Origin of the sequence: Micromonospora sp. NPDC023644, from assembly GCF_040640115.1 — a bacterium.
Classification (GTDB): Bacteria; Actinomycetota; Actinomycetes; order Mycobacteriales; family Micromonosporaceae; genus Micromonospora.
This window is the reverse complement of sequence record NZ_JBFABA010000050.1, coordinates 1-22,370: the sequence shown is the minus strand read 5'-3', so window position 1 is coordinate 22,370 and position 22,370 is coordinate 1. Positions and strand designations below refer to the sequence as shown.

The window sequence follows — 22,370 nt, the reverse complement described above, 5'->3', positions numbered from 1 at the left end:
GATGGACAAGTACTTCGAGTACCTGCACACGGTGGGCTTCGAGGAGACCAACCTCGTCGGCAACGTGTACTACGTCAACTACCTGCGCTGGCAGGGGCGCTGCCGGGAGATGTTCCTGAAGGAACGGGCGCCGGACGTGCTGGCGGACGTACGCGACGACCTGAAGCTGTTCACCCTGCGCGTCGACTGCGAGTTCTTCGCCGAGATCACCGCGTTCGACGAGCTGTCCATCCGGATGCGCCTGGTGGAGCTGGCGCAGACCCAGCTGGAGTTCAGTTTCGACTACGTCAAGCTCGACCGGGACGGCGGCGAGACGCTGGTGGCCCGGGGCCGGCAGCGCATCGCCTGCATGCGCGGCCCGAACACCCGCACCGCGCCGGCGAGGGTGCCGGAGGCTCTGGTGACGGCGCTCGCGCCGTACACCTCGGCGCGGCGCTCCTGACGGCGCGAGGAGGAGACGTCGTGGACGTACAGCGAACACTCACCGTCGGGACACCCGACGTGACGGCACTGCGGCGGGCGTACGGCGCATTCGCGACCGGCGTCACGGTGGTGACCGTCGGCGGCGCCACCCCGCACGGGATGACCGCCAACTCGTTCACCTCGGTGTCGCTCGACCCGCCGCTGGTGCTGGTGTGCGTCGACCGGAACGCGGTGATGCACGCCTGTCTCTCCGAGACCCGCGAGTTCGCGGTCTCGGTGCTGACCGACGGCCAGGAGAAGGTGGCCCGGTACTTCGCCGATGGGCGGCGACCGCTCGGCGGCGAGCAGTTCGACCAGGTGGACTGGCGGCCGGGCGCGGCGACGGGGGCGCCGCTGATCAGCGGCGCACTCGCCCACTTCGAGTGCGAGGTGTGGCAGTCGTACGACGGCGGCGACCACACCATCTTCCTCGGCCGGCTGCTCTCCCTGGAGCGCCGGGCGGACGGGGAGGCCCTGCTCTTCCTCTCCGGCCGGTTCCGTCAGGTCGAGCGGGAGCGGAGTGAGGCGGCATGACCACGATCGAGGGCGCGGCCCGGCGCACGCCGCCGGGCCCGCCCCGCCCCGCCGGCCTGCCCATGCTGGTCCTGATGGGTCGGGACCGGCTGCGGATGATGACGCTGGCGGCGGAGCGGTACGGCGACGCCGCGCGGCTGCCGGTCGCCCACAAGCAGCTCTACTTCTTCAACCACCCCGACCACGCCAAGCACGTCCTGTCGGACAACAGCGCCAACTACCAGAAGGGCATCGGCCTGGTGCACGCCCGCCGGGCGCTCGGCGACGGCCTGCTCACCAGCGAGGGTGAGCTGTGGCGCAAGCAGCGCAAGGTGATCCAGCCGGCGTTCCAGAACCGACGGCTCGCCCACTACGCGGGGGTGATCGGCGAGGAGGCCGCGCTGCTGGTCGAGCGGCTGGTGGCGCGGGCCGACGGCCCTCCGGTCGACGTGCTGGAGGAGATGACGACGCTGACCCTCGGGGTGCTCGGGCGGACCCTGCTCGACGCCGAGCTCAGCGGCTTCCACGGTGTCGGCGGGTCGTTCGCCGCCGTGCAGGACCAGGCGATGTTCGAGCTGGAGACGCTCAGCGCCGTGCCGACGTGGATCCCGCTGCCCCGGCAGCTGCGGTTCCGGCGCGCCCGCCGGCACCTCCAGCAGGTCGTCGACGAACTCGTCGCCGGCCGGGGCCGGGACGTGGACGGGCGCGACGACGTCCTCTCCCGCCTGATCGTCTCGACCCGGCTGGAGAAGGACCCGCGGGTGGCCCGGCAGCGGCTGCGCGACGAGCTGGTCACGCTGCTGCTGGCCGGGCACGAGACGACCGCCAGCACGCTGGGCTGGAGCCTGCACCTGCTGGACCGGCACCCCGCGATCCGGCAGCGGGTCCGCGAGGAGGCCGTGACGGTGCTGGGCGACCGGCTGCCCGAATTCGAGGACCTGCACCGGCTGCGGTACACGGCGATGGTGGTGGAGGAGGCGATCCGGCTCTATCCGCCGGTCTGGCTCCTGCCCCGCAAGGCCCAGGAGGCCGACGAGATCGGCGGGTACCACGTGCCGGCGGGGGCCGACATCCTCATCTCCCCGTACACCCTGCACCGGCATCCCCGGTTCTGGGACGAGCCGGAGCGGTTCGACCCGGACCGCTTCGACCCGGCGCGTAGCACGGAGCGCCCCCGGTACGCGTACATCCCGTTCGGCGCCGGCCCCCGGTTCTGCGTGGGCAACCACCTGGGCATGATGGAGGCCACCCTCGTCCTGGCCATGCTGCTGCGGGACGTGCGCCTGGCCGGGGTGCCGGGCCGTCCGGTGGTGCCCGAGCCGATGCTGTCGCTGCGGGTGCGCGGCGGCCTGCCGATGACGGTGCACAAGGTCGACTGATCCCCGTACACCGGTCCCGCGGGCGCCACGGCGTCCGCGGGACCGCTGCGTGTGCCGCCGGTGCGCTGGTCGCCGGCCTGCCCACCCGGCTCGCCGGACGCCACCTGCAGGCGGCGCGGTGCGAAGGCGACGACGCGGGCCGCGGCCGCGGGCGATGGCGGTGCCCCGTCCGCCTGCCCGGTGAGCGATCCGTCGGCGGACACGGAGGCATCCCCGCCTGCCCAGCGAGCGATCCGTCGGCGGACACGGAGGCACCCCGGCCGCTGACGCCGTCGCGGGCGTCGGCGGCCGGGGTGCCTCGTGGTCGACCCACGGGTGGCCGCACGGTGGGGGAGCGCCGCCGAGGGGTACGCGGTGCTCCCGCCGGTGCGCGGGGTCAGGCGGCGTACACCTCGGCCCGGTTCTCCAGCTGGGCCTGGCGCTCGCTCGCCGCCTTGCGGCTGTCGAGCAGGGCCAGGAGCACCGGCGGGTCTATCTTGGACACCTGCTTGAGATGGGCGTCGGCGGTCAGGGTCTGCCGTCCCCGGACGACCAGCGGACCCACCGCCGACACCATCATCGTGTCCTGCTGGAGCCGGAGCACGTCGCCGGAGACGGAGTGGCACAGCAGGTACCAGGTGCCGTCGGGCACGTTCGTGAAGCGGTAGCCGCCCGGCGACTCCAGGATGGCGCAGCGCACCGGCGGGCCCTCGGGGATGCGGTGCTGGAACAGGCCCATGAAGATGAGCCCGGGCACCGGCCCGCGGGCGGGGGCGGTGACCCGCCCGGTGATGGTGCCCTGCGTCAGACCCGTCGGGCGTTGGGTGGGAATGCGGGGGGTGAAGCCACCCATCCGCCGGTACGTCGTGGGTGGCAGGCCGACGCTCTTGGTGAACCTGGTGCTGAACGTGCCGACGCTGTTGTAGCCCACCCGGAGGCTGATGTCCGTGACGTTGAGCCTGGTCGTGGTGAGCAGCCGCTTGGCCTCCTGCAGACGGATCGCGGACAGGAATCGACCTGGCGAGATGCCGGTGACCCGCTGGAAGATCCGCGTGAAGTGGAACTTGCTGAACATGGCTGCGCGTGCCATGTCGTCCACCGTCAACTGCTCCGATAAATTGCTGCGCATCGTGTCGATGGCTCGTTCCACTGCCTGCTCTGCGCTGTCGTGCATTTGTCTCCCCCGGATTGCGTACAATCCCGATGTGCGGATGTGGCGAATTGGGCCGAGTCAATTGGGAGCGTCGACCACCACTATTCCCCGCTAACCGAAGTCGATGCTAGCGGAGGCTGCCTGGCGGGTCAACACGTTCTGCGTTCGGAGGGTAGCGCGGAGTGACGAGGGGGGGCTTATCAATTCTTGCCCAGAATTGGCAAGTGCCACTGTACGTTCGGGATGAAGATCGCTAGGATTGCTCAACGTATTGTGGAACTCGCCAGTATCCGCGCCGTGGACTATCAATCCTTAGCGTAATTTTTCGGACATCGGCGGCGCGTTCCGATGCGTGTGGATCAAGCAGCCGGCCGCCCCCGTCGCCGACGCGCCGATCTGCCATGGAAGAGTGTCGATCAATGACTAGCGATCGATCTCTATGGCAAGATTGCCCAAACGTTCGCCAGGGGCGGAGGACGCGTGCGTATCTCGGAGCTCAGTCGACAGAGTGGCGTGTCAGTCCCGACGATCAAGTTCTATCTGCGTGAGGGGTTGCTACCGGCGGGTCTGCCCACCGGTCGCAATCAGGCGGACTACAGCGAGCGGCATTTGCGGCGAATTCGGCTGATCCGGACCCTGAGTGGGATCGCCGGCCTCGACCTTTCCTCGGTCCGGGAGATCCTGGCCGCCATCGACGACGACGAGGTCACGCTGCGGGACGCGTACCAGATCGTGGACAACGCCCTCTACCTCGACGGGTCGGAGGCCCTGGGCCGGGCCGCCGTGGACCGCGCCCGCGAGGAGGTGGCCGAGTTCGCCGACGCGCTCGGCTGGTCCCGCGACGCCAGCGCGTGCGGCGGCGACGTGCTGGCGCAGGTCCTGGCCGGACTGCGCAGCCTCGGCTGCGCGGCCGAGGCCTCCTTCTTCGTCTCCTACGCCCGCGCCGCCGAGCAGCTCGTCGTCGCGGAACTTGACCTGCTCGCCGACGACGGCGAGATCGAGAAGGGTCCCGCGGTCGTCCGCAGCGTTCTGTTCGGGGTCGCCCTGTCCGCCCTGCGCCGCATGGCGCACGAGCACCACGCCGCGCTGCGATTCCCAGGGAATGCGGTCGACTGAAGGCCGCCAACGGCCGGGATGCCGGATCCGACCGGCGGGTAACGTGTGGCGCCCAGTCGGCCACTGAGCAACTTTTGAGAAGAACTCGGGCCGTGGTCCCGCGACCATAAGTGAGCCGGCGGCGACTTTCGCAACCGGTTCACCAGGCATCGTGAAGGGACCGCACGTCATGCCTCGATCGGCTGGGAATGGGCGGCGCCGGCCACGTACGCCGTAGCGCCCCGCATGGTGAATGCTCCGTTCCGACGGCAATGAACTGCTGGAGGATGACGGCGAGAAAATTGCCGCCGGGACAATTCATTCCATTTCTCAGCCACCGACACTGCCCGTCGCCAGACCCGGCCGCACGGCGCAATCAGCCGCTGCACGGCACGGGTGGTGGCCGAATCCGGAGGGGAACCCCTTGCCATCCCAACCCGTCGGCGCGACCCGCCGAATCATTCCCGCTGTCTTCGTGCTGGTCCTCGTGGCCGCGTTCTTCGCCGTCGCCCGGCTGCCCAGCGCCTCGGCCGAGGAACGCCAGACGATCGCCTCGCGGTTCGGCTTCACCGAACTGCCGATCGCGCTGCCGCCCGGCCTGCCCGAGCGCACCGTACGGCCGGTGAATCCCGAGTACGAGCACATCCGCGCCTGGGTGTCGTCGGTCGGCGCCGCCGTCGCCGCCAACGACCTCGACGGCGACCTGATCGCCAACGACCTGTGCCTGGTCGACAGCCGCAGTGACAGCGTGATCGTCACCCCGGCGCCCGACGGGCCCGCCCGGTACGCGCCCTTCGTGCTGGACCCCGCGCCCCTGCCCACCCACAAGGCGATGGCGCCGATGGGCTGCGTGCCCGGCGACTTCAACGGCGACGGCCGCACCGACCTGCTCGCCTACTACTGGGGCCGCACCCCGGTGCTGTTCCTGCACCGCGCCTCGGCGAAGGCGCCGCTGGCCATGGCGACCTTCCAGCCCACCGAGCTGGTCGGGCAGCCGTCCTCCTCCGGAGGCGAGTACCAGGGCAAGTTCTGGAACACCAACGCGGTCGCGGTCGCGGACTTCGACGGCGACGGCCGTCCGGACATCGGCGTCTTCAACTACTTCCCGGACAGCCAGGTCCTCGACCCGGCCGGGCAGCCGAACGTCGAGATGAACCACTCGCTGTCCCGGGCGCAGAACGCCGGCGGGGCGCACGTGCTGCGCTGGACCGCCGCCACCAGCGGCGACAACCCGACCGCGACGTACGTCGAACAGTCCGCCATCCCGCCGGAGTACGCCACCGGCTGGACCCTCGGCGCCGGCTCCGCCGACCTAGACGGCGACCTGCTGCCCGAGCTGTACCTCGCCAACGACTTCGGCCGGGACCGCTTCTTCCACAACGTCTCCACGCCGGGCCAGATCCGCTTCGCGCTCGCGGAGGGCCGCCGCGGCGCGCTGACCCCGAAGTCCATGGTGGTCGGGCACGACTCGTTCAAGGGCATGTCGATCGAGTTCGGCGACCTCGGCGGCACCGGCAAGTTCGACATGTTCGTCAGCAACATCACCACCTCCTGGGGCCTGGAGGAGAGCAACTTCGTCTGGCGCAACAACTCGTCGAGCCTGGCCGACGCCCGCAAGCGGTTGAGCGAGGGCAAGGCCGTCTTCGACAACAAGGCCGCCGAGCTCAACATGGCCTGGGTCGGCTGGGGCTGGGACGCCAAGATGGCGGACTTCGACAACAGCGGCGAGATGACGGTGGTGCAGACCGCCGGGTTCGTCAAGGGCAAGATCAACCGTTGGTCGTGGCTGCAGGAGCTGGCCATGAGCAACGACCTCATGCTCCGCAACCCGGCCATGTGGCCGAAGGCCGAGCCGGGCGACGACATCGCCGGCTCCGAGCCGTTCGCGTTCTGGGTCCGGGAGAAGAACGGGCGCTACGCGAACATCAGCGCCGAGCTCGGCATGACCGACAGCACCCCGAGCCGTGGCGTGGCCGTCGCGGACACCAACGGCGACGGGGGCCAGGACTTCGCGGTGGCCCGCCAGTGGGGCGCCCCGTCGTACTACCGCAACGACAAGCCCGGCAGCGGCAACTTCCTCGGCCTGCGCCTGTGCCGGCCGGGCGAGGACGGCCGTGGCACGCCCGCGTACGGCGCGCAGGTCCGGGTGAAGACCGCGGACGGTCGTACCCGCGTCGCCCAGCTCGACGGCGGCAGCGGCCACTCGGGCAAGCGCAGCTTCGACGTCTTCTTCGGCCTCGGCGACGCCGGTGACAAGCCGGTCTCCGCGGAGATCGCCTGGCGCGACCTCAACGGTGGCGTGCACAAGCAGACCCTCGACCTCGCCGCGGGCTGGCACACGATCATGCTCACGGACAAAGCCCAGGAGATGAACGCCAAATGACCGACGTCCGAGACAGCGCCCGCACCGGCACCGACGTGAGGGAGGCGGGGGGCACCGCGCTCGCCGACGCCCCGGTCAGCCCGGCGCCGGCCGTCACCTTCGACCGCAACGCGGCGGTGGCGGCCACGCCCGGAGCGCCCCCGCGGGTCGACCGGCGGGACCCCCGCTACCTGGCCCTGCGCAACTTCGCCATCTCCATGAGCGTCTTCAACATCCTCGGGTACACGGTGCTCGGCTTCGAGCAGCCCTGGACCTGGCCGTTCCTCGCCCTGGCGGTCGGCTACGCCACCGAGATCGTGGTCGAGCTGGTCACCGCGCGGGCCAACAAGCGCCCGCCCGCCTTCCTCGGCAACGGCGCCTGGGGGATGTACACGTTCCTGCTGCCCACCCACATCACCGCGCTCGCCGCGAACATGCTGCTCTACGCCAACGACAACTTCTGGCCGATCGCCTTCGCGGTGGTCGTCGCCATCGGCCAGAAGGCGATCTTCCTGGCGCCGATCAAGGGGCGCATGCGGCACTTCATGAACCCGTCCAACTTCGGCATCACGGTGACCCTGGTCGCCTTCTCCTGGGTCAACATCGCCCCGCCGTACCACTTCACCGAGGACGTCCCGGACATGATCCGGATCTTTGTCCCGCTGATCATCCTGACGGCCGGCACGGTCCTCAACGGGGTGCTGACCAAGAAGATCCCGCTGATCGTGGGCTGGGTGGGCGGCTTCGTGATCCAGGCGCTGGTGCGGCACTTCATCTGGGACGTCGCGCTCTGGGCGGCCCTGCTGCCGATCACCGGTGTGGCGTTCGTGCTGTTCACCAACTACATGATCACCGACCCGGGCACCACGCCCAGCTCGGGTCGCGCCCAGTTCATGTTCGGCGCGAGCGTCGCGGGCGTGTACGGCGTGCTGATCGCCTTCAACGTCGTCTACACGCTCTTCTTCGCGGTGACGATTGTCTGTCTCGCCCGGGGCCTGCTCTGGTGGGGCATCTGGCTGCGCGACCGCTCCCGCCGGGCGAGCGCGCCGCAGGCGCGGCCCGCCGTCACCTGACGCACGTCGGTCCGTCGCCGGCGCGGCCCCGGGTGGGCCCGCCGGCGACGGGCCTCGTCCCACCGGTTACGCATCAGAGACGAGAGCGAGGCGATGAGCGTGCACCCCACCCCGCAGGCCCCACCGCGACGTGCACCGGTGCGAATCGTGGCCCCGCCGGCGGCAGCCGGCCGCCGCCGGACGGCGGTGATCAGCGCGGCGGCGGGCGTGCTGCTCGCCGTGCTCTGGTCGTTCCACCTGGTCGACTCGGTCATCGGCGACACGGTCGCCGACGCCCTCCTCGGCCACGACGCGAAGGGCACCGCCATCAGCGGTACGGCGGCGGGGCTGCTGTTCGCCTTCGTGTCCGGCTTCGCCGGAACCTTCACCGCCTGCAACATCGCGATGGCGGCCTCGGTCGGCCCGATGAGCCAGGCCGGCGCGACCGGCCGCCGCCCGGGCGTACGGTCGCTGCTGCGCCCCGTCGCCTGGCTCAGCGTCGGCATGCTCGCGGTGTCGGCGACCTACGGCGCGGTCGGGGTGCTCCTCGGCGAACGCCTGCCGCAGCTGTCCAGCGACACCGTCGGCGGGATGCCCGTCCGCCTGGTGCAGTCCTCGGTGGTCTTCGGCCTGATCGGCCTGGCGCTGACGTACCTCGGGCTGGCGGCCCTCGGCCTGCTGCCCGACGTCTTCGCGACCCGGCCGGTGGCGCGGGTGGTCGTCATGGGCGCCCTGGTCGGGGGCTTCCTGATCGGTCGGCCGTACCCGCTGTTCAACAAGCTGTTCCACTGGGCGGCCGACACCGGCAACCCGGCGTACGGCGCCCTCGCCTTCGCCCTCCAGTCGCTGGGCAACATCCTGATCGTGGCGGCGCTCTTCGCGGTCCTCATCCTCCTCACCCGGGGACGGTTCCTCAGCTGGATGGCGTCGCCGCGCCGCGCCGCGACGGTGACCGGCTCGCTGCTGGTCGCGCTGGGCGTCTTCACCGTCGTGTACTGGGACCTGCGCGTGCCGGCCATGTTCGGCGTGGGCTGGTTCCCGACGATGCCGTACAGCTGACGACAACGGCAGGCGCGACGACGCCCCCCGGTCCGGAATGGACCGGGGGGCGTCGTCGACTCGGTCAGCGGGCGTTGCCGGGCACCGGTCCCGGGCGGGGCGCGGGGCCGTCGACGGCGGGCGTGGGCCGGGCCCGGCGGGCGGTCACGGCCACCCAGCCGGTGGTGATGAGCAGCAGGGCCGCGATGTAGGTGGTCATCACGGCCAGGCCGTGGCCGGGCACCCGGGACCCCGCGGCCTCCATGCCGATCAGCAGGTCGGAGATCAGGAACAGTCCTCCGCCCAGGGCCACCCGCCGGGAGACGCCGGCCGCGGCGGCGGCCATCAGGCTGAGCGCGAGGCTGTAGCCGAGCACCGGCAGCCGCAGTGGGCCGAGGGAGTTCCACAGCACCAGGTTGGCCACCGCCCAGCAGGCGAGGTAGCTGGCGACCGCGACGAACGGCGGCCGCCGGTGGCGCAGGAAGGCGGTCAGGAAGGCCACCTGGGTGCAGAGGAAGCACCCCATGCCGACGAGGAACGCCGTGTCGTCGGGAACGAGCAGCGCGATGTCGCCGCCGGTCGCGAAGACCAGCCCGACGGCGACGGGGTCGACGCGCCGGCGCGCCCGCAGCAGGTGGACCAGCAGCACCGGCGCGAGCAGGGGCTTGGCCAGCCACTGCAGGACGGTCGAATCGACCGCGACGCCGATCAGCTCGACGGCGGCCACCACGCCGAACGGCCAGAGGCGCCTCATCGGGCCACCGCCGGCTGCGCGTGCGGGGCGGGCTGCCAGCCCGGCCGGCCGAGCACGTAGCCGAGGCGGTGCCGCCAGGACGAGGCGGCCCGGGCGTCGGCCCAGATCGCCCGGTACTCGTGGGTCGCCACCCGCAGCGGGTTGTACGTGTCGATGTTCTTGGTCAGGCCGTACCGGACGGTGGCCCGCTCGGGCTCGAAGGTGCCGAAGAGCCGGTCCCAGACGATCAGGATGCCGCCGTAGTTGCGGTCGAGGTACTCGGCGTTGGCGCCGTGGTGGACCCGGTGGTGCGACGGCGTGTTGAAGATCCACTCAACGGGGCGGGGCAGCAGGTTGATCCGCTCCGTGTGCAGGAAGAACTGGTACAGCAGGCTGACCGACTGCTGGAGGAAGATCATCCACGGGGGGATGCCGAGCAGCGCCAGGCCCAGCCAGAACGGCACGGACGTCATCGGGGTCCAGCTCTGCCGCAGCGCGGTGGAGAGGTTGAAGAAGACGCTGGAGTGGTGCACCACGTGCCCGGCCCAGAGCAGCCGCACCTCGTGGTGGGACCGGTGGAACCAGTAGTAGGCGAGGTCGTCGGCGAAGAACAGCAGCACCCACGTCCAGACGCTGGTGGGGGAGAGCTGGAGCGGCGTGACGGTGTACGCGGCGGCGTAGAGGCCGATCGTCAGCAGCTTCCACGGCACGCCGATGACCTGGCTGCCGGCGCCCATGGTCAGGCTGGTGGCGGTGTCACGCAGCTCGTACCCGCGTTCGTCGTCGTCGGGGGCGAACCGGTAGGAGAGTGCCTCCACGACGATGAGGAGCAGGAACGCCGGTACGGCGTAGAGCACGGCGGGGATCATGCCCGGGCTTCCCTTCTCGGTGCTGCGACGGGGGTGGTGAGGGGGGCGGTGAGCAGGGCCCGTGCCTCGCGGGCGGCGTCGGCGGCCCGGCCGGTGACGACGGCGTCGGCGAGCCGGCGGTGGCCCGCGACGTCGAGCAGCTCCGCGGCGCGCCGCTCCGGTGGCACGTCGCCGACGGCGAGCGCGCCGGCCACCAGGCTGTTGAAGGCCAGCAGGTAGGCGGTGTTGCCGGAGCCGGCGACGATGTGCCGCCAGAGCACGATGGTGGCCTCGCCCATCCCGGCCAGGTCCGGTGCCAGGCCCGCGTACGCCTCGACAGCCCGCAGGATCGCGGCCCGGACGTCCGGGCCGCCGCGCTGCGCGCAGAGCCGGGCCGCGTCGACGCCGATGCAGGCCCGCATCTCCAGCATGTCGCGGACCAGGGTGTCCACCGGGAGGGTGTCGTGGAAGCGCGTGAGGGACAGGGCGAGGTCGAGCCCGGCGTGCACCCGCCAGTCCAGCACCCGGGTGGCGCCGCCCTGGCTGACCCGCACCAGGCCGAGCTGCTGCAACCGGCGCAGGGCCTCCCGGACGGCGTGCCGGTTGACCCCGAAGGTGGCGGCCAGCTCCCGCTCGCCGGGCAGCGCCTCGTCCGGGCGGTAGACGCCGCTGACGATGGCGTCGCGGATCTGGCCGAAGACGTGGTCGGAGACCGAGGAGCGGGGGACGGGAGCGAAGGCCATGCCGAGGAGTGTGGCGCAGCGCACATCAACCCGTCAACTGGTTGGACCAGTGGGCTGTCGGGGCCGCCGCCCCGGTCCGGCGACCGCCGACCCGGCCAGCGTGAGCGACCCCCCGGTCAGTCGTCGATCGTGACGCTGGTGATCCAGGACGGAGGCCGCGGCGCATCGGCGCCGATCAGCCCCGCGATCACCCGGGCCGACTCCGGCGGCGCGGCCGGCCACGGCGTCAACCCGTCGGTCAGCACCACCACGACGTGTGGCCGACCCGTCAACGCGGCCTCGATCCCGACCCGCATGTCGGTGCCACCGCCGCCGGCCAGCCGCACCTCGCCCACGGTGTGCACCCGCCGTACGACGTGCACGGCCGCGTCGCAGGAGAGCACGGTGACCCGGTTGCCGCCGACGCCGACGGCCCGCAGCACCCCGGCGACCTCGGTCAGCGCCGCGGCGAGCTGCGCGTCACCCATCGAGCCGGACGTGTCCACCACGATCGCCACCCGGGGCACCGGCCGACGCAGGCTGGGCAGGACCACCCCGCGCGTGGCGGCGGAGCGGCGCGACGGTCTCCGGTAGGTGTAGTCGACCGCCCCGCCCGCCCAGGCCGCGGCCTCGCGTACCGCGCCGGTCAGCGCCCGCCGCCAGTCCACCCGGGGTTCGAGCACCTGGGCGGCCCACCGCTGCCAGCCGGCCGCGACGGTGCCCCGGCCGCGGGCGTGGGCGCGTACCGCGTGTGCCGTCTCCCGGCGGATCGCCCCCGCCTCGACCGCGCTGACCCCGCCCGTGCCGCCGCTCTCCCACGGCCGGTCGATGCCGTGCGCCCCGGAACCGCAGTCGGGCCCCTCGTGGCCCCGCACCCGCGCGGGCAGCAGCGGCAGGTACGCCTCGAACAGCAGGCCCGCCGGCAGCCCGAAGGTCGCCGGCTCGATCCGGTCGGCCGGCAGCGGCAGCCGGTCCGCGACCAGGTCGTCGTTGATCTCGCAGTCCTGGGCGACGTTGACGCGGTGCCGGTCGCGTTGCTGCCCCGCGGGCAGGCGGTCGGCGCGCCCGTGGTGGTCGCGGAGCAGGTGGGCGACCTCGTGGATCCACACCGCTGCGAGCTGCGGCACCGGCAGCCGGTCGACGAAGTCCGGTGCGACGTGGCAGCGCCACCGCCGGTCCACCCCCATCGTGGGCACGTCCCGGGACTCCACCACCGTCAGGCTGTACAGCGCGGTGGCCAGGTAGGGCCGGTCCTGCGCCGCCCGGAACCGGGCCGCGAGCAGCTTCGTCCGGTCCAGCCGTCGGCCCTCGGGGCTCATCCGCTCAGGCGCCCCGAGAGCCCCAGCACCTCGGCGAAGGCGTGGATGGCCGGCGGCACCGGCCAGGAGGTGTCGCGCAGCGCCGCTAGGTCCATCGCGGCGCGCGCCGCGACGTCCGGCACCCCGGCCTCGACCGCCTTGCCCAGCACCACCCAGCCGGCCTCCCAGCGCGACCGGTCGACCTTCGCCTGCACCGCCGAGATCACCGCGGTGAGGAAGGCCAACTGCCGGTCGCCCCGCTCGGGCAGCCGGAACGCCCCCGGGTCGGCGAGCACCCGCTCCGGGTCGGGCAGGTCCAGGTTCTCCAGGTAGGTGACGAACTCCAGCCCCGCGCCGTCGCCCACCGCGCCGATCACGGCCAGCGCCAGCGCCTCCGCCCCGGTCCCGGCGGCGTGGTGCAGGGCGAGCAGTCGCAGCACCATCTCCCAGGTCCGCGGGGACGGCCAGGCGCCGCCCCGGGCCTCGGCGTCGGCGGGCAGGTGGTGGGTCAACCCCGGCCGGGCGGTGAGGAAGCCCGCGACCGCCCCCCGGGCCCGGGCCAGCGCCGTGGCGGCCCGGGCGGGCCGGACCGCAGGCACCGCCACCGCGGGCCAGGTGCCGGCCAGGCCCCGCGCGACGGTGCGCGCGTCGTGCGTCCAGTGCAGGTGCACGAACCGGTTCGCCAGCGGCGGTGCGAGGTGCCAGCCGTCCGCCGCGCTGGTCGGCGGGTTGGCCGCCGCCACGATCCGCACCGACGGCGGCAGCGCGAGGCTGCCGACCCGGCGCTCCAGCACGACGCGCAGCAGCGCCGCCTGCACCGCCGGCGGCGCCGAGGAGAGTTCGTCGAAGAAGAGCAACCCCGAGCCGGTACGCGTCAGCCGCACCGCCCAGTCCGGCGGCGCCATCGGCACCCCGTCGGTGGCGGGGGAGTCCCCGACGATCGGCAGCCCCGCGAAGTCCGACGGCTCGTGCACGCTGGCGATGACCGTCTCCAGCGGCAGGCCCAGCCCGTCGGCGAGCTGTTGCAGGGTGGCGGACTTGCCGATGCCCGGCTCGCCCCAGAGCAGGACCGGCAGGTTCGCCGACACCGCCAGGGCCAGCGCCTCGACCTTCGGATCGGCGGCCGGCTCCGTCCGCCACGCCCGCGTCGCGGCGACGAGGTCGTCCGCCGCGGCCAGCGCCCGCACCGCCGCCGTCATCGGCTCGTCCACTCGGCCAGTACGTCCCGGATCTCGAACACCGGCCGCACGTCGTCCCCGTCGTCGTCGTACATGCTCGCCTTCCCCTCCGCCAGGTCGCGGGCGGTGAGGTCGTCCCCGTCCGGGGCGTGCGGATCGGCGCCGGCCGCCAGCAGCGCGCGGACCAGCTCGGGGCTGCCGCCGTCGCCCACCGCCACGTGCAGGGCGGTGCGTCCCCGGCGGTCCCGCGCCCCGATCGGGACGCCGGCGTCGCACAGCCGCCGCAGCAGCGCGACGTCCTCCACGGCGCGCAGGTGGTGCAGCAGCGTCCCGCCCCGGCCGTCGGTCATCCTCGGGTCGAGCCCCGCGTCGAGCAGGGCGGCCAGGGCCGCCGCGCCGCCGTGCTGGATGCGGAGCAGCGCGTCGCGCCGCAGCTCGCGCAGCGGCCGGGGCAGCCGGCCGGTGCCGCCCCGCCACGCCTGGACGGCCGCGAAGCAGCCCGTCGACCGCCCGCCGAGGGCGCGCAGCAACTCCTCCGCGGCGACCTCCTCGGCGGTGTGCGAGACCGGGTCGAGCCGGCCGTCGCCGTGCCGGAGGGTGTGCCACTCGCTCCCGCAGCGCACCGGCACGCTCACCCGCAGCCCGGACGCCGCCGCCGGCCGCGTCGCCGGTCCCACGGCCCCCGTCCCCGTCGGTCGCGTCGTCACCGGCCGCGGATCCGGTGCCCCGGTCACCCCGTCGGCCGTCGGGGCCCGGCCGGTCGCGGCGCAGCGGGCCACCGGCGGGGTCGTCGGCGCGGCGGAGCCGGCCACCGGCGGTGTCGCCGGGAACAGGGCCCGGCGCACCAGGGGGTGCAGCTCGGCGGGGTCGAGCAGGCCGTGCCGCAGCAGGTCCAGGTCGGCGGGCCGACCGTGCACCAGGGTGGCGAACCGGGGGCGGGTGAAGTGCCGCCGGTCGTAGCCGACGAACGAGGCGGCCACCGAGCCGTCGCCCCGCCGGTGCACCTCGGCCACCAGCTGCCACCGCGAGCCGATCATGACCTGGTCGACGCCGTAGCGGGCCTCGAGCCGGGCGAGCTCGGCGTCCAGCCCGAGCGGGACCAGGCGACCCCGCTCGGCGTCCGCCACCCCGTGGTCGAGGCCGTGGACCGCCGGATCCAGGTCGACGCCGGCCACGGCCCACGCCTGGAGCACCTCGCCGCCGGCGACGAGCCGGTCGAAGACCTCGGCCCGGCTCGCCGGGTCGTCCGGGTCGACCGTCGTGGCGTACGACTCGAACGGCCGGAGGGCGCCGTCGGCCCCGAAGCCGGGCAGCCGGGCCGGCGAGCCGCCGTACGCGACGGCGAGACCGTCCACGTGCGAAGCGCTCCAGTAGGCCGGCGGCAGGTCCTGCAAAATGACGTCCTCCGCCCGCACGGGGCCGACGGTCAACCGCAACCGCTGCGACCCGTCCACGGTCTTCGGCGTCCGCACCACCAGCGCGACGTCGTCGTCGCCGAACCGCCCGTCCCGCGTGGACAGCAGGATCCGCTGGTGGGTGGCGACACCGGTGCGGCCGCCGAGCACCCGCGGCAGATGCCAGCGCAGCAGGTCCGGAGCGAGCACGCCGAGGTCCGCCTCGATCCGGCCGGCCCGGGCCCGGCCGTGCTCCCGGGCCACCTCGGCCAGGTCGAACGCCACGTCGATCCGCCCGGCGGCACAGGCGGCCCGCCAGTCGCCGGCCTCCCGGGCGGCGGTGCACGCCTCGATCATCGACGCGGGCACGGCGTACCGGCGGACACGCTGCCAGGTGCGGATCTCGTCGATGACGGGCGGGTTCACCGGTAGACGCTCGCGATCGCCTGGATGTCCTCGTGTGGCGCGCCGACCGGCCGCTCGGCGAGCAGCGCCGAGGCGCGGCGGCGCTGCCGGCGCGGCACGCCGCCGTTGATGCCGAGGTACTCCAGCGTCGGGTGTCCCTCGATGGCCTCGACGAGCCGCCGCGCGCCCCGCCCGCCGATCTCCGTGCGCCGCAGGTCCAGCCGACGCAGCCGGGCGGCGGGCAGCGCGTCGGCGAGCATCGTCGCGCCCTCGTCGCCGACGACGTTGCCGCGCGCCCCGAGGGCCCGCTCCGACGGCGGCCGGGCCAGGTCGAGCGCCCGCCAGGACCCCAGGTGTCGGGCCAGCGCCGCCACCCCGGCCGGGGTGATCCCGTTGCCACCCAGCCCGAGCGTCAGCTCCACCCCGTCGGCCAGCTCGGCGAGGGCGGCCACGCCGGCGTCGCCGAGGTGGTTGGCCGCCAGGTACAGCTCCCGCACGCCGGCGGAGCGGACCAGCGCGCCGAGCACCGGCACGGCGTCCGGTCCGAAGCCGTTGCCGCCGAGGAAGAGCCGCTGCACGGGTCGCTCGCGGGCGGCCAGCGCCTCCGCGAGGGCGGTCAGCCCGGGCACGCCCATGCCGACGTTGACCAGGTCGAGCGTGCGGATGGCGGAGTTCACCGCGAGCGCCTCGGCGAGCCGGCGGACGCCCTCGTCGCCGACCGGGTTGCGCTTGAGCCACAGCGCCCGCACGGTGTCGTCGCCGGCCAGCCGGTCGGCGAGCGCGTCGACCCCGGCCGGGTCGATCCGGTTGCAGCCCAGGTAGAGCGTCTGGAGGTGGTGGCCCGGACGCAGGGCCTCGGCCACCGCCCGGGCGCCGTCGGCGCCGAGCCCGTTGGTGCCCAGCAGCAGGTGCCGCACCAGCGGGGAGTCGACGGCGGCGGCCACGATCCGGGCGGTCTGCACCGGGCCGACGCCCTGCTTGCACAGGTCCAGCCGGCCGTCGGGCTGCACCGTGCCGCGCGGGAACACCTCGGGCCCGGCGACCGTGTCCGGCGCGGCGAGGCGGACCAGCAGGGGGTCGAAGTCGCCGGGATCGGCGAGGCCGGCGTCGGGGTCGGCGATGGCCGGGCAGCGCACCGGCGTCGGGTCGGTCACCAGGGCACGCTCCGGTAGTCCTTGAGGAACTGGCCGCTCACCGGCGCCCCGCGTACGCCGCGCACGATCGGGTCGTAGACCCGGGCGGCCCCGTCGACGACGTCGAGTGGCGGCCGGAAGCCGAGGTCGCGCTGGGCGCTCTTGCCCGGGTGCGGCCGCTCGTCGGTGACCCAGCCGGTGTCCACGCTGTTCATGTGGATGCCGCCGGCCAGGTAGTCGGGCGCGACCGTGCGGACCAGCATGTTCAGCGAGGCCTTGGCCATGTTGGTGTGCGGATGCCGGGTCGTCTTGCCGGAGCGGGAGTAGCTGCCCTCCATCGCGGAGACCTGCACGACGTGCCGCTGCGGGTGGGCGCTCGCCTGCATCAGCGGACGCAGCCGGGAGGTGAGCAGGAACGGCGCGAAGGCGTTCACCACGTGCACCTGCAACCACTCGTGCGGGCTGACGTCGGCGTCGCTGAGCACCCAGGAGTTGACCTCGCGCAGGTCGAGCGGCTGGCCCGTCTCGTCGACCCGCCCGGCGGGGAAGAAGGCGTCCAGCCCGGCGGGCAGCCCGGCCGACGCGGTGGTGGCGGGCGCGGCGCCGATCGCGATCCGCGCCGCCGGCCCCTCCATCGCCGCGGACTCGGCCGCCCGGACCTCCCGGTGGTAGGCCTCCGGCCGGTGCAGGGTCTGCGCGGCGTTGTTGACCAGGATGTCCAGGCCGGCGAAGCGTCGCCCGACCAGCGCGACGAAGTCGAGGGCGCCGGCCAGGTCGAGCAGGTCCAGCCCGTGCACGTAGAGCCGGCCGGCCCATTCGTCGGCGTCCGGCAGGGCGGCGAAGCGACGGGCCGCGTCGCGGGGGAACCGGGTCGTCACGATCACGTCGGCGCCGTCGCGGAGCAACTTGAGCGCGGTGTGGAAGCCGATCTTCACCCGGCCGCCGGTCACCACGGCGGTGCGGCCGGTCAGGTCGCAGCGGGCGTGGCGCCGCTCGCGGTTCTCCGCCGCGCACGGCGGGCACATCAGGTGGTAGTCCACGTCCACCTGCCGGTAGGCGACCTTGCACACGTAGCAGTGCCGTGCCCTGCGCAGCGTCCCGCGCCCGGCCGCGTCGGGGTCGGCGCCGGGCGGTGCGGGGGCGGGCGGTGCCGGGTCGGGGATCTCGGTGTGGAAGCGCGTGGCGGTGGCCAGCAGCGCGCGGTCCGCCGCCCGGGTCGTGGCGTCCCGGCGCGCTCTGGCGCGCCGCTTGATCCCACGCTGGGCGGCGGTGACCGCCCGCTCCAGCTCCTGCCGGGTCGCCTCGTCGAGGTCGGCGTCGTCGAGCCGGCCGAGAACGGCGAGGCAGGCCGCCAGCTCGGTGGGATCGACGGGCACGGCGCTCCTTCGTGGAGGGTCAGGTGGCGAGACCGGCCGGATTCGAACCGGCGTCCTCCAGCTTGCTGTCAAGGCGCGTCGACCTCTGCGCTACGGCCTCGCCGCGCGGGAGCATACCGAAGGCCACCGACAACCGGTCCCCTAGCGTCGCGTCAGCGTCCGTGCGAAGGCGAGCAGTTCGGCGGCGGTGCGACCCCGCTCGTCCACGGCGTCCGGATCGGCCCCGGCCGCGAGCAGGACCTCCATCACCGCGGTGTCCAGCGCGAGGGCGGCGGCGTGCAGGGGGTGTGCCCGTCCCGGTCGGGTGCGTCGAGGTCGAGCCCGGCCGCGGTGAGCGCCGGGAGCACCCGGTGGTGGTCGACCCAGGGCAGCCAGTGCACCAGCGTGCGACCCCGGTTGTCGCGCAGTTCCGGGTCGATCCCGTCGGCGAGCAGCGCGAGCAGTCCTTCGGTGTCGCCGTGGAACGCGCGGGCGAAGAGGTCCTGCCGGAGCCTGCGGATCTCTTTCGGCACCGGCTTCGCCCCGGTACGCCAGGCGCGCACCGCCGCCGCGCAGCCGCCGAGCGGCCCGCCCAACCCGGCGAGCAGGAACTCCCGGCGCAACTCCTCGTCGGTGTGTGCGGTGACGAGGCGGCCGGCCGCGACCTGGACGGGGTGCCAGTCCCGCCCGCACCGGATTCGGATCGGCGGGCACGGCGCCGGCTCCGGAGCCCGCCACGCCTGGGCCCGCCCGGGGAAGAGGGCCTCGTGCACCAGCGGGTGCAGCTCGTCCGGCGCCAGGTCGCCCCAGCGCAGCAGCGCCACGTCCGCCGGCGCGGGCACCCCGAAGGCGTACGGCCCGGCCGCGGGCTCGTTCCAGGCCGCCTGGCGGACGGTCAGCCGGCCGTCGGCGGCGAGCTCGACGGCCAGCCGGTGGCCGTCGGCGAACTGCGTCGTCGTCCCGTAGCGGTGGGCGAGCCGCCGGGTCTCGTCGGCGAGCACGGGCAGCGCCGGCGCGTGGGCGACGAGTGCGGGCGCGAGCCAGGCGGGGTCCTGCCGGCCCACGTCCGGGTCGACGGCGAGCCCGGCCGCCTCGTACGCCGCCACCGGCTGTCGGGCCGCCAGCAGCGCGGCCACCGCCTCCACCTCCGTGGCGCGGTCGTCGGCCCGGCCGGGCGCGGCCGGGCCGCCCTGCGGGTACGGGCGGCCGTCGGGCGTGTGCCAGGCGAGCCGGCCGGCCGAGGCGCCGTAGGCCCAGCGGCGGGCGGCGACAGCGTCCGCGTCCCAGCACCAGCCGGGCAGGTCGTGCCACCGGGTCGGCAGGCGCAGGCTGTCGGTGACCCGCAGCCCGATCCGCTGGGGGCTGTGGTCGGTGAGCGGCAGGGTCGCCACCAGCAGCGGGACGCCCCGGCGGAGCAGCCGCGCGTGCGTCCGGACCGGGCCGGGCAGCCGGGAGAGCACGACGGCGGCCCGGGGCAGCAGGGCCAGCGACCCGGTGCGGGGCAGGAAGCGGCGCAGCAGGTCGGGGGCGAGGCGCGACGACCGCTGCGCTACGACCCGCTCGTCGGCGAGTGTAGGAGTGCGGGCCGGCCGGATTCGAACCGGCGTCCTCCCGGTTTTGGAGACCGGGCGCGACGACCGCTGCGCTACGGCCCGCACGGGGCGGCTGGACGGCGCCCGGGTGGCGGACGGGCCGGATTCGAACCGGCGTCTTTCTCCTTGAGAGGGAGACGCGACGACCTCTGCGCTACCGCCCGCCGCGGGCAGTGTAGGGCACCTCACGGGCCCGAGCTTGCTATGCAACGAGTTGCATAGCAGGATGGCGGCCATGGCGCTCGAACACGCGATCCTGGTGTCCCTGCTCGAACGGCCGGGCTCCGGCTACGAGCTGGCCCGGCGCTTCGAGCGCTCCATCGGCCGCTTCTGGACCGCCACCCACCAGCAGATCTACCGGGTGCTGAAGCGGATGGAGGCCGACGGCTGGGTCACCGCCGAGGAGATCGGCCAGGACGGCCGACCCGACAAGCGGTCCTGGTCGGTGGCGCCCGCCGGCCGGTCCGCGCTGGTGAGCTGGCTGCGCGCGCCCGTCCAGCCCGAGGCCGTCCGGCACGAGCTGGCCGTCAAGATCCGCGGGTCCGCCTTCGACGACGCCGCCGGTCGCGCCGCGCTCGTCGCCGAGGTCGAGCGCTACCGCGCCACCCACGAGGAGACGCTCGCCCGCTACCTGGCCGGCGAGGGCCGCGACTTCCCCGACCCCGCCGCGCTCGACGCCGCAGCGGCGCTCCAGCACGTCGTGCTGCGCGGCGGCATCGCGTACGAGCGGATGGTGCTCGCCTGGCTCGACGACGTGCTCGCCACCCTGCGCACCCTCGACCACTGACCCACCCCACCGAAGGGAGTCCCGCCGTGGCGGACTCGCCGCTGCTCAACCCGCACACCTACGACCCCGCCCACCTCGACGACACCTCCCGCCGGCTGCTGCGGGTCACCGTCGACTGGTTCGAGGGCCGGGGCAGGAAGGCGCTGCTCGACAGCTACGACCGGCACGAGTGGTACGCCGACTTCCTGGACTTCGCCGCGAAGGAGGGGCTCTTCGCCGCCTTCTGCACCCCGGCCGCCGACGGGGGAGGGGACCCGGCGAAGCGCTGGGACACCGCCCGCAACGCCGCGCTCAGCGAGATCCTCGGCTTCTACGGCCTCGGCTACTGGTACGCCTGGCAGGTCACCGTGCTCGGCCTCGGACCGGTCTGGCAGAGCGACAACGCCGCCGCGAGGGCCCGCGCCGCCGCGCTGCTGGACGACGGCCACGTGATGGCGTTCGGCCTCTCCGAGCGCGCCCACGGCGCGGACATCTACTCGACCGACATGGTCCTCACCCCCGACGGGGACGGCGGCTTCCGCGCCACAGGCGCCAAGTACTACATCGGCAACGGCAACGTCGCCGGGCTCGTCTCGGTCTTCGGCCGCCGCGCCGACGTCGAGGGCCCGGACGGCTACGTCTTCTTCGCCGCCGACAGCCGCCACTCCGCCTACCACCTGGTCCGCAACGTGGTGAACGCGCAGATGTACGTCAGCGAGTTCCGCCTGGCGGACTACCCGGTGCGCGCCGAGGACGTGCTGCACACCGGGCGGGCCGCGTTCGACGCCGCGCTCAACACCGTCAACGTGGGCAAGTTCAACCTCTGCACCGCCTCGATCGGCATCTGCGAGCACGCCATGTACGAGGCCGTGACCCACGCCCACAACCGGGTCCTCTACGGCCGGCGGGTCACCGACTTCCCGCACGTGCGGCGCGAGCTGACCGACGCGTACGCCCGCCTGGTCGCGATGAAGCTGTTCAGCGACCGCGCCGTCGACTACTTCCGCTCGGCCGGCCCGGACGACCGGCGCTACCTGCTGTTCAACCCGATGACCAAGATGAAGGTCACCACCGAGGGCGAGCGGGTCGTCGACCTGCTCTGGGACGTCATCGCCGCCAAGGGCTTCGAGGCGGACACCTACTTCGACAAGGCCGCCAAGGACATCCGCGGGCTGCCCAAGCTCGAGGGGACGGTGCACGTCAACCTCACGTTGATCATGAAGTTCATGGCCAACTACCTGTTCCACCCGGCCGCGCACCCGCCGGTGCCCACCCGGCACGACGCCGCCGACGACGAGTTCCTCTTCCGGCAGGGCCCGGCGCGGGGCCTCGGCGCGATCCGGTTCCACGACTGGCGCGCCGCCTACGACGCCCACGCCGAGGTGCCCAACGTCGCCCGCTTCCGCGAGCAGGCCGACGGCTTCTGCGCGCTGCTGGCCGCACACGCCCCGAGCGAGGAGCAGCAGCGGGACCTCGACTTCCTGCTCACCCTCGGCCAGCTCTTCGCGTTGGTCGTCTACGGCCACCTGATCCTGGAGCAGGCCGAGCTGACCGGCCTGGACCGCGACGTGCTCGACGAGATCTTCGGCGTCCTGGTCCGCGACTTCTCCGCGTACGCCACCGAGCTGCACGGCCGGGCGGCGACCACCGGGGAGCAGGCCGCCTGGGCGCTGGCGCACGTCCGCCGGCCCGTGGCGGACCCGGCGCGGACGGCGCGGATGTGGGCGCGGGTGGCGGCGCTCAGCGGCGCGTACGAGATGCGCCCCTGAGCGGTGCGGGCCGGGGCGGCCGAGCGTCGCCTGCCCGGTGCGGACGGTCGGCCGCCGTCGGCTCAGCCGGCGGCCAGCACCTGGTGCGCCGGCTGCGGTGCCGGGGCCTCGGCCGGGGCGCCCTCGCCGTCGCCGGGCCCGGTC

General features: G+C 73.8%; 19 protein-coding genes and 3 tRNA genes. 9 read left to right on the top strand and 13 right to left on the bottom strand.

The genetic code is table 11. From position 1 onward, the window contains the following. The first annotated feature begins 1 nt into the window (after position 1). Genes AB0G08_RS25300 through AB0G08_RS25290 form a run of 3 tightly spaced genes read left to right on the top strand, consistent with a single transcriptional unit; the run spans position 2 to position 2,354 of the window. Positions 2-442: an acyl-CoA thioesterase gene (locus AB0G08_RS25300; RefSeq protein ID WP_358092072.1), complete on the top strand. Its 441-nt coding sequence runs from the start codon at positions 2-4 to the stop codon at positions 440-442. 59 nt (positions 443-501) lie between these two features. Next, positions 502-996, top strand: a complete 495-nt coding sequence (locus AB0G08_RS25295; RefSeq protein WP_358092098.1) for a flavin reductase family protein — start codon at positions 502-504, stop codon at positions 994-996. Beyond that, the gene (locus tag AB0G08_RS25290) at positions 993-2,354 is read left to right on the top strand and encodes a cytochrome P450 (RefSeq protein WP_358092070.1); all 1,362 of its coding nucleotides are present in this window, start codon (positions 993-995) and stop codon (positions 2,352-2,354) included. The genes AB0G08_RS25295 and AB0G08_RS25290 overlap by 4 nt, the downstream gene beginning before the upstream one ends. 376 nt (positions 2,355-2,730) lie before the next feature. On the opposite strand, the gene AB0G08_RS25285 is transcribed toward AB0G08_RS25290, so the two are convergent. Continuing rightward, positions 2,731-3,507 (bottom strand): AraC family transcriptional regulator, encoded by a 777-nt coding sequence (locus AB0G08_RS25285; RefSeq protein ID WP_358092068.1) that lies wholly within the window; start codon positions 3,505-3,507, stop codon positions 2,731-2,733. A 459-nt stretch (positions 3,508-3,966) separates the two neighbouring features. Here AB0G08_RS25285 and AB0G08_RS25280 point away from each other — a divergent pair, with 459 nt between their 5' ends. From AB0G08_RS25280 to AB0G08_RS25265, 4 genes are all read left to right on the top strand, one after another. Beyond that, positions 3,967-4,602, top strand: a complete 636-nt coding sequence (locus tag AB0G08_RS25280) for a MerR family transcriptional regulator (protein ID WP_358092066.1) — start codon at positions 3,967-3,969, stop codon at positions 4,600-4,602. 454 nt (positions 4,603-5,056) lie between these two features. Then, positions 5,057-6,964, top strand: a complete 1,908-nt coding sequence (locus AB0G08_RS25275; protein WP_358092096.1) for a CRTAC1 family protein — start codon at positions 5,057-5,059, stop codon at positions 6,962-6,964. Then, positions 6,961-8,016: an enediyne biosynthesis protein gene (locus AB0G08_RS25270; protein WP_358092064.1), complete on the top strand. Its 1,056-nt coding sequence runs from the start codon at positions 6,961-6,963 to the stop codon at positions 8,014-8,016. Before AB0G08_RS25275 ends, AB0G08_RS25270 begins: the two co-directional genes overlap by 4 nt. 138 nt (positions 8,017-8,154) lie before the next feature. Continuing rightward, a complete protein-coding gene (locus AB0G08_RS25265; RefSeq protein WP_358092062.1) occupies positions 8,155-9,054 on the top strand; it encodes a hypothetical protein in 900 nt (299 codons plus the stop codon). A gap of 64 nt (positions 9,055-9,118) precedes the next feature. Here AB0G08_RS25265 and AB0G08_RS25260 read toward each other — a convergent pair whose 3' ends face one another. The 12 genes from AB0G08_RS25260 to AB0G08_RS25205 form a co-directional block, all read right to left on the bottom strand. Next, complete coding sequence (locus AB0G08_RS25260) at positions 9,119-9,787, bottom strand: lysoplasmalogenase (protein ID WP_358092060.1); 669 nt, start codon at positions 9,785-9,787, stop codon at positions 9,119-9,121. Beyond that, positions 9,784-10,635: a sterol desaturase family protein gene (locus tag AB0G08_RS25255; RefSeq protein WP_358092058.1), complete on the bottom strand. Its 852-nt coding sequence runs from the start codon at positions 10,633-10,635 to the stop codon at positions 9,784-9,786. The genes AB0G08_RS25260 and AB0G08_RS25255 overlap by 4 nt, the downstream gene beginning before the upstream one ends. Then, positions 10,632-11,357, bottom strand: coding sequence for a GntR family transcriptional regulator (locus AB0G08_RS25250; protein WP_358092056.1), 726 nt, complete (start codon positions 11,355-11,357; stop codon positions 10,632-10,634). Before AB0G08_RS25250 ends, AB0G08_RS25255 begins: the two co-directional genes overlap by 4 nt. A gap of 116 nt (positions 11,358-11,473) precedes the next feature. Beyond that, positions 11,474-12,655: a VWA-like domain-containing protein gene (locus AB0G08_RS25245; RefSeq protein WP_358092054.1), complete on the bottom strand. Its 1,182-nt coding sequence runs from the start codon at positions 12,653-12,655 to the stop codon at positions 11,474-11,476. Further along, positions 12,652-13,845 carry a MoxR family ATPase gene (locus tag AB0G08_RS25240; protein WP_358092052.1) on the bottom strand — a complete coding sequence of 398 codons (1,194 nt, stop codon included), beginning with the start codon at positions 13,843-13,845 and terminating at the stop codon, positions 12,652-12,654. The genes AB0G08_RS25245 and AB0G08_RS25240 overlap by 4 nt, the downstream gene beginning before the upstream one ends. After that, a complete protein-coding gene (locus AB0G08_RS25235; RefSeq protein ID WP_358092050.1) occupies positions 13,830-15,632 on the bottom strand; it encodes an ankyrin repeat domain-containing protein in 1,803 nt (600 codons plus the stop codon). The genes AB0G08_RS25240 and AB0G08_RS25235 overlap by 16 nt, the downstream gene beginning before the upstream one ends. Next, positions 15,629-16,765, bottom strand: a complete 1,137-nt coding sequence (locus AB0G08_RS25230; protein WP_358092048.1) for a gala protein — start codon at positions 16,763-16,765, stop codon at positions 15,629-15,631. The genes AB0G08_RS25235 and AB0G08_RS25230 overlap by 4 nt, the downstream gene beginning before the upstream one ends. Further along, complete coding sequence (locus AB0G08_RS25225; protein WP_358092046.1) at positions 16,762-18,120, bottom strand: SDR family oxidoreductase; 1,359 nt, start codon at positions 18,118-18,120, stop codon at positions 16,762-16,764. Before AB0G08_RS25225 ends, AB0G08_RS25230 begins: the two co-directional genes overlap by 4 nt. Before the next feature lie 24 nt (positions 18,121-18,144). Beyond that, positions 18,145-18,220, bottom strand: a tRNA-OTHER gene (locus AB0G08_RS25220). 145 nt (positions 18,221-18,365) lie between these two features. Continuing rightward, entirely contained in the window at positions 18,366-19,559 is a 1,194-nt protein-coding gene (locus AB0G08_RS25215; RefSeq protein WP_358092044.1) for a hypothetical protein, read from the bottom strand. Positions 19,560-19,679: 120 nt separating this feature from the next. Further along, positions 19,680-19,754, bottom strand: a tRNA-Trp gene (locus tag AB0G08_RS25210). A gap of 28 nt (positions 19,755-19,782) precedes the next feature. Further along, positions 19,783-19,855, bottom strand: a tRNA-Glu gene (locus AB0G08_RS25205). 71 nt (positions 19,856-19,926) lie between these two features. Between AB0G08_RS25205 and AB0G08_RS25200 the strand changes: the two genes are divergently transcribed. Both AB0G08_RS25200 and AB0G08_RS25195 read left to right on the top strand, forming a co-directional pair. Beyond that, positions 19,927-20,478 carry a PadR family transcriptional regulator gene (locus AB0G08_RS25200; RefSeq protein ID WP_358092042.1) on the top strand — a complete coding sequence of 184 codons (552 nt, stop codon included), beginning with the start codon at positions 19,927-19,929 and terminating at the stop codon, positions 20,476-20,478. 26 nt (positions 20,479-20,504) lie between these two features. Next, the gene (locus AB0G08_RS25195; RefSeq protein WP_358092040.1) at positions 20,505-22,226 is read left to right on the top strand and encodes an acyl-CoA dehydrogenase family protein; all 1,722 of its coding nucleotides are present in this window, start codon (positions 20,505-20,507) and stop codon (positions 22,224-22,226) included. Positions 22,227-22,370 lie beyond the last annotated feature (144 nt).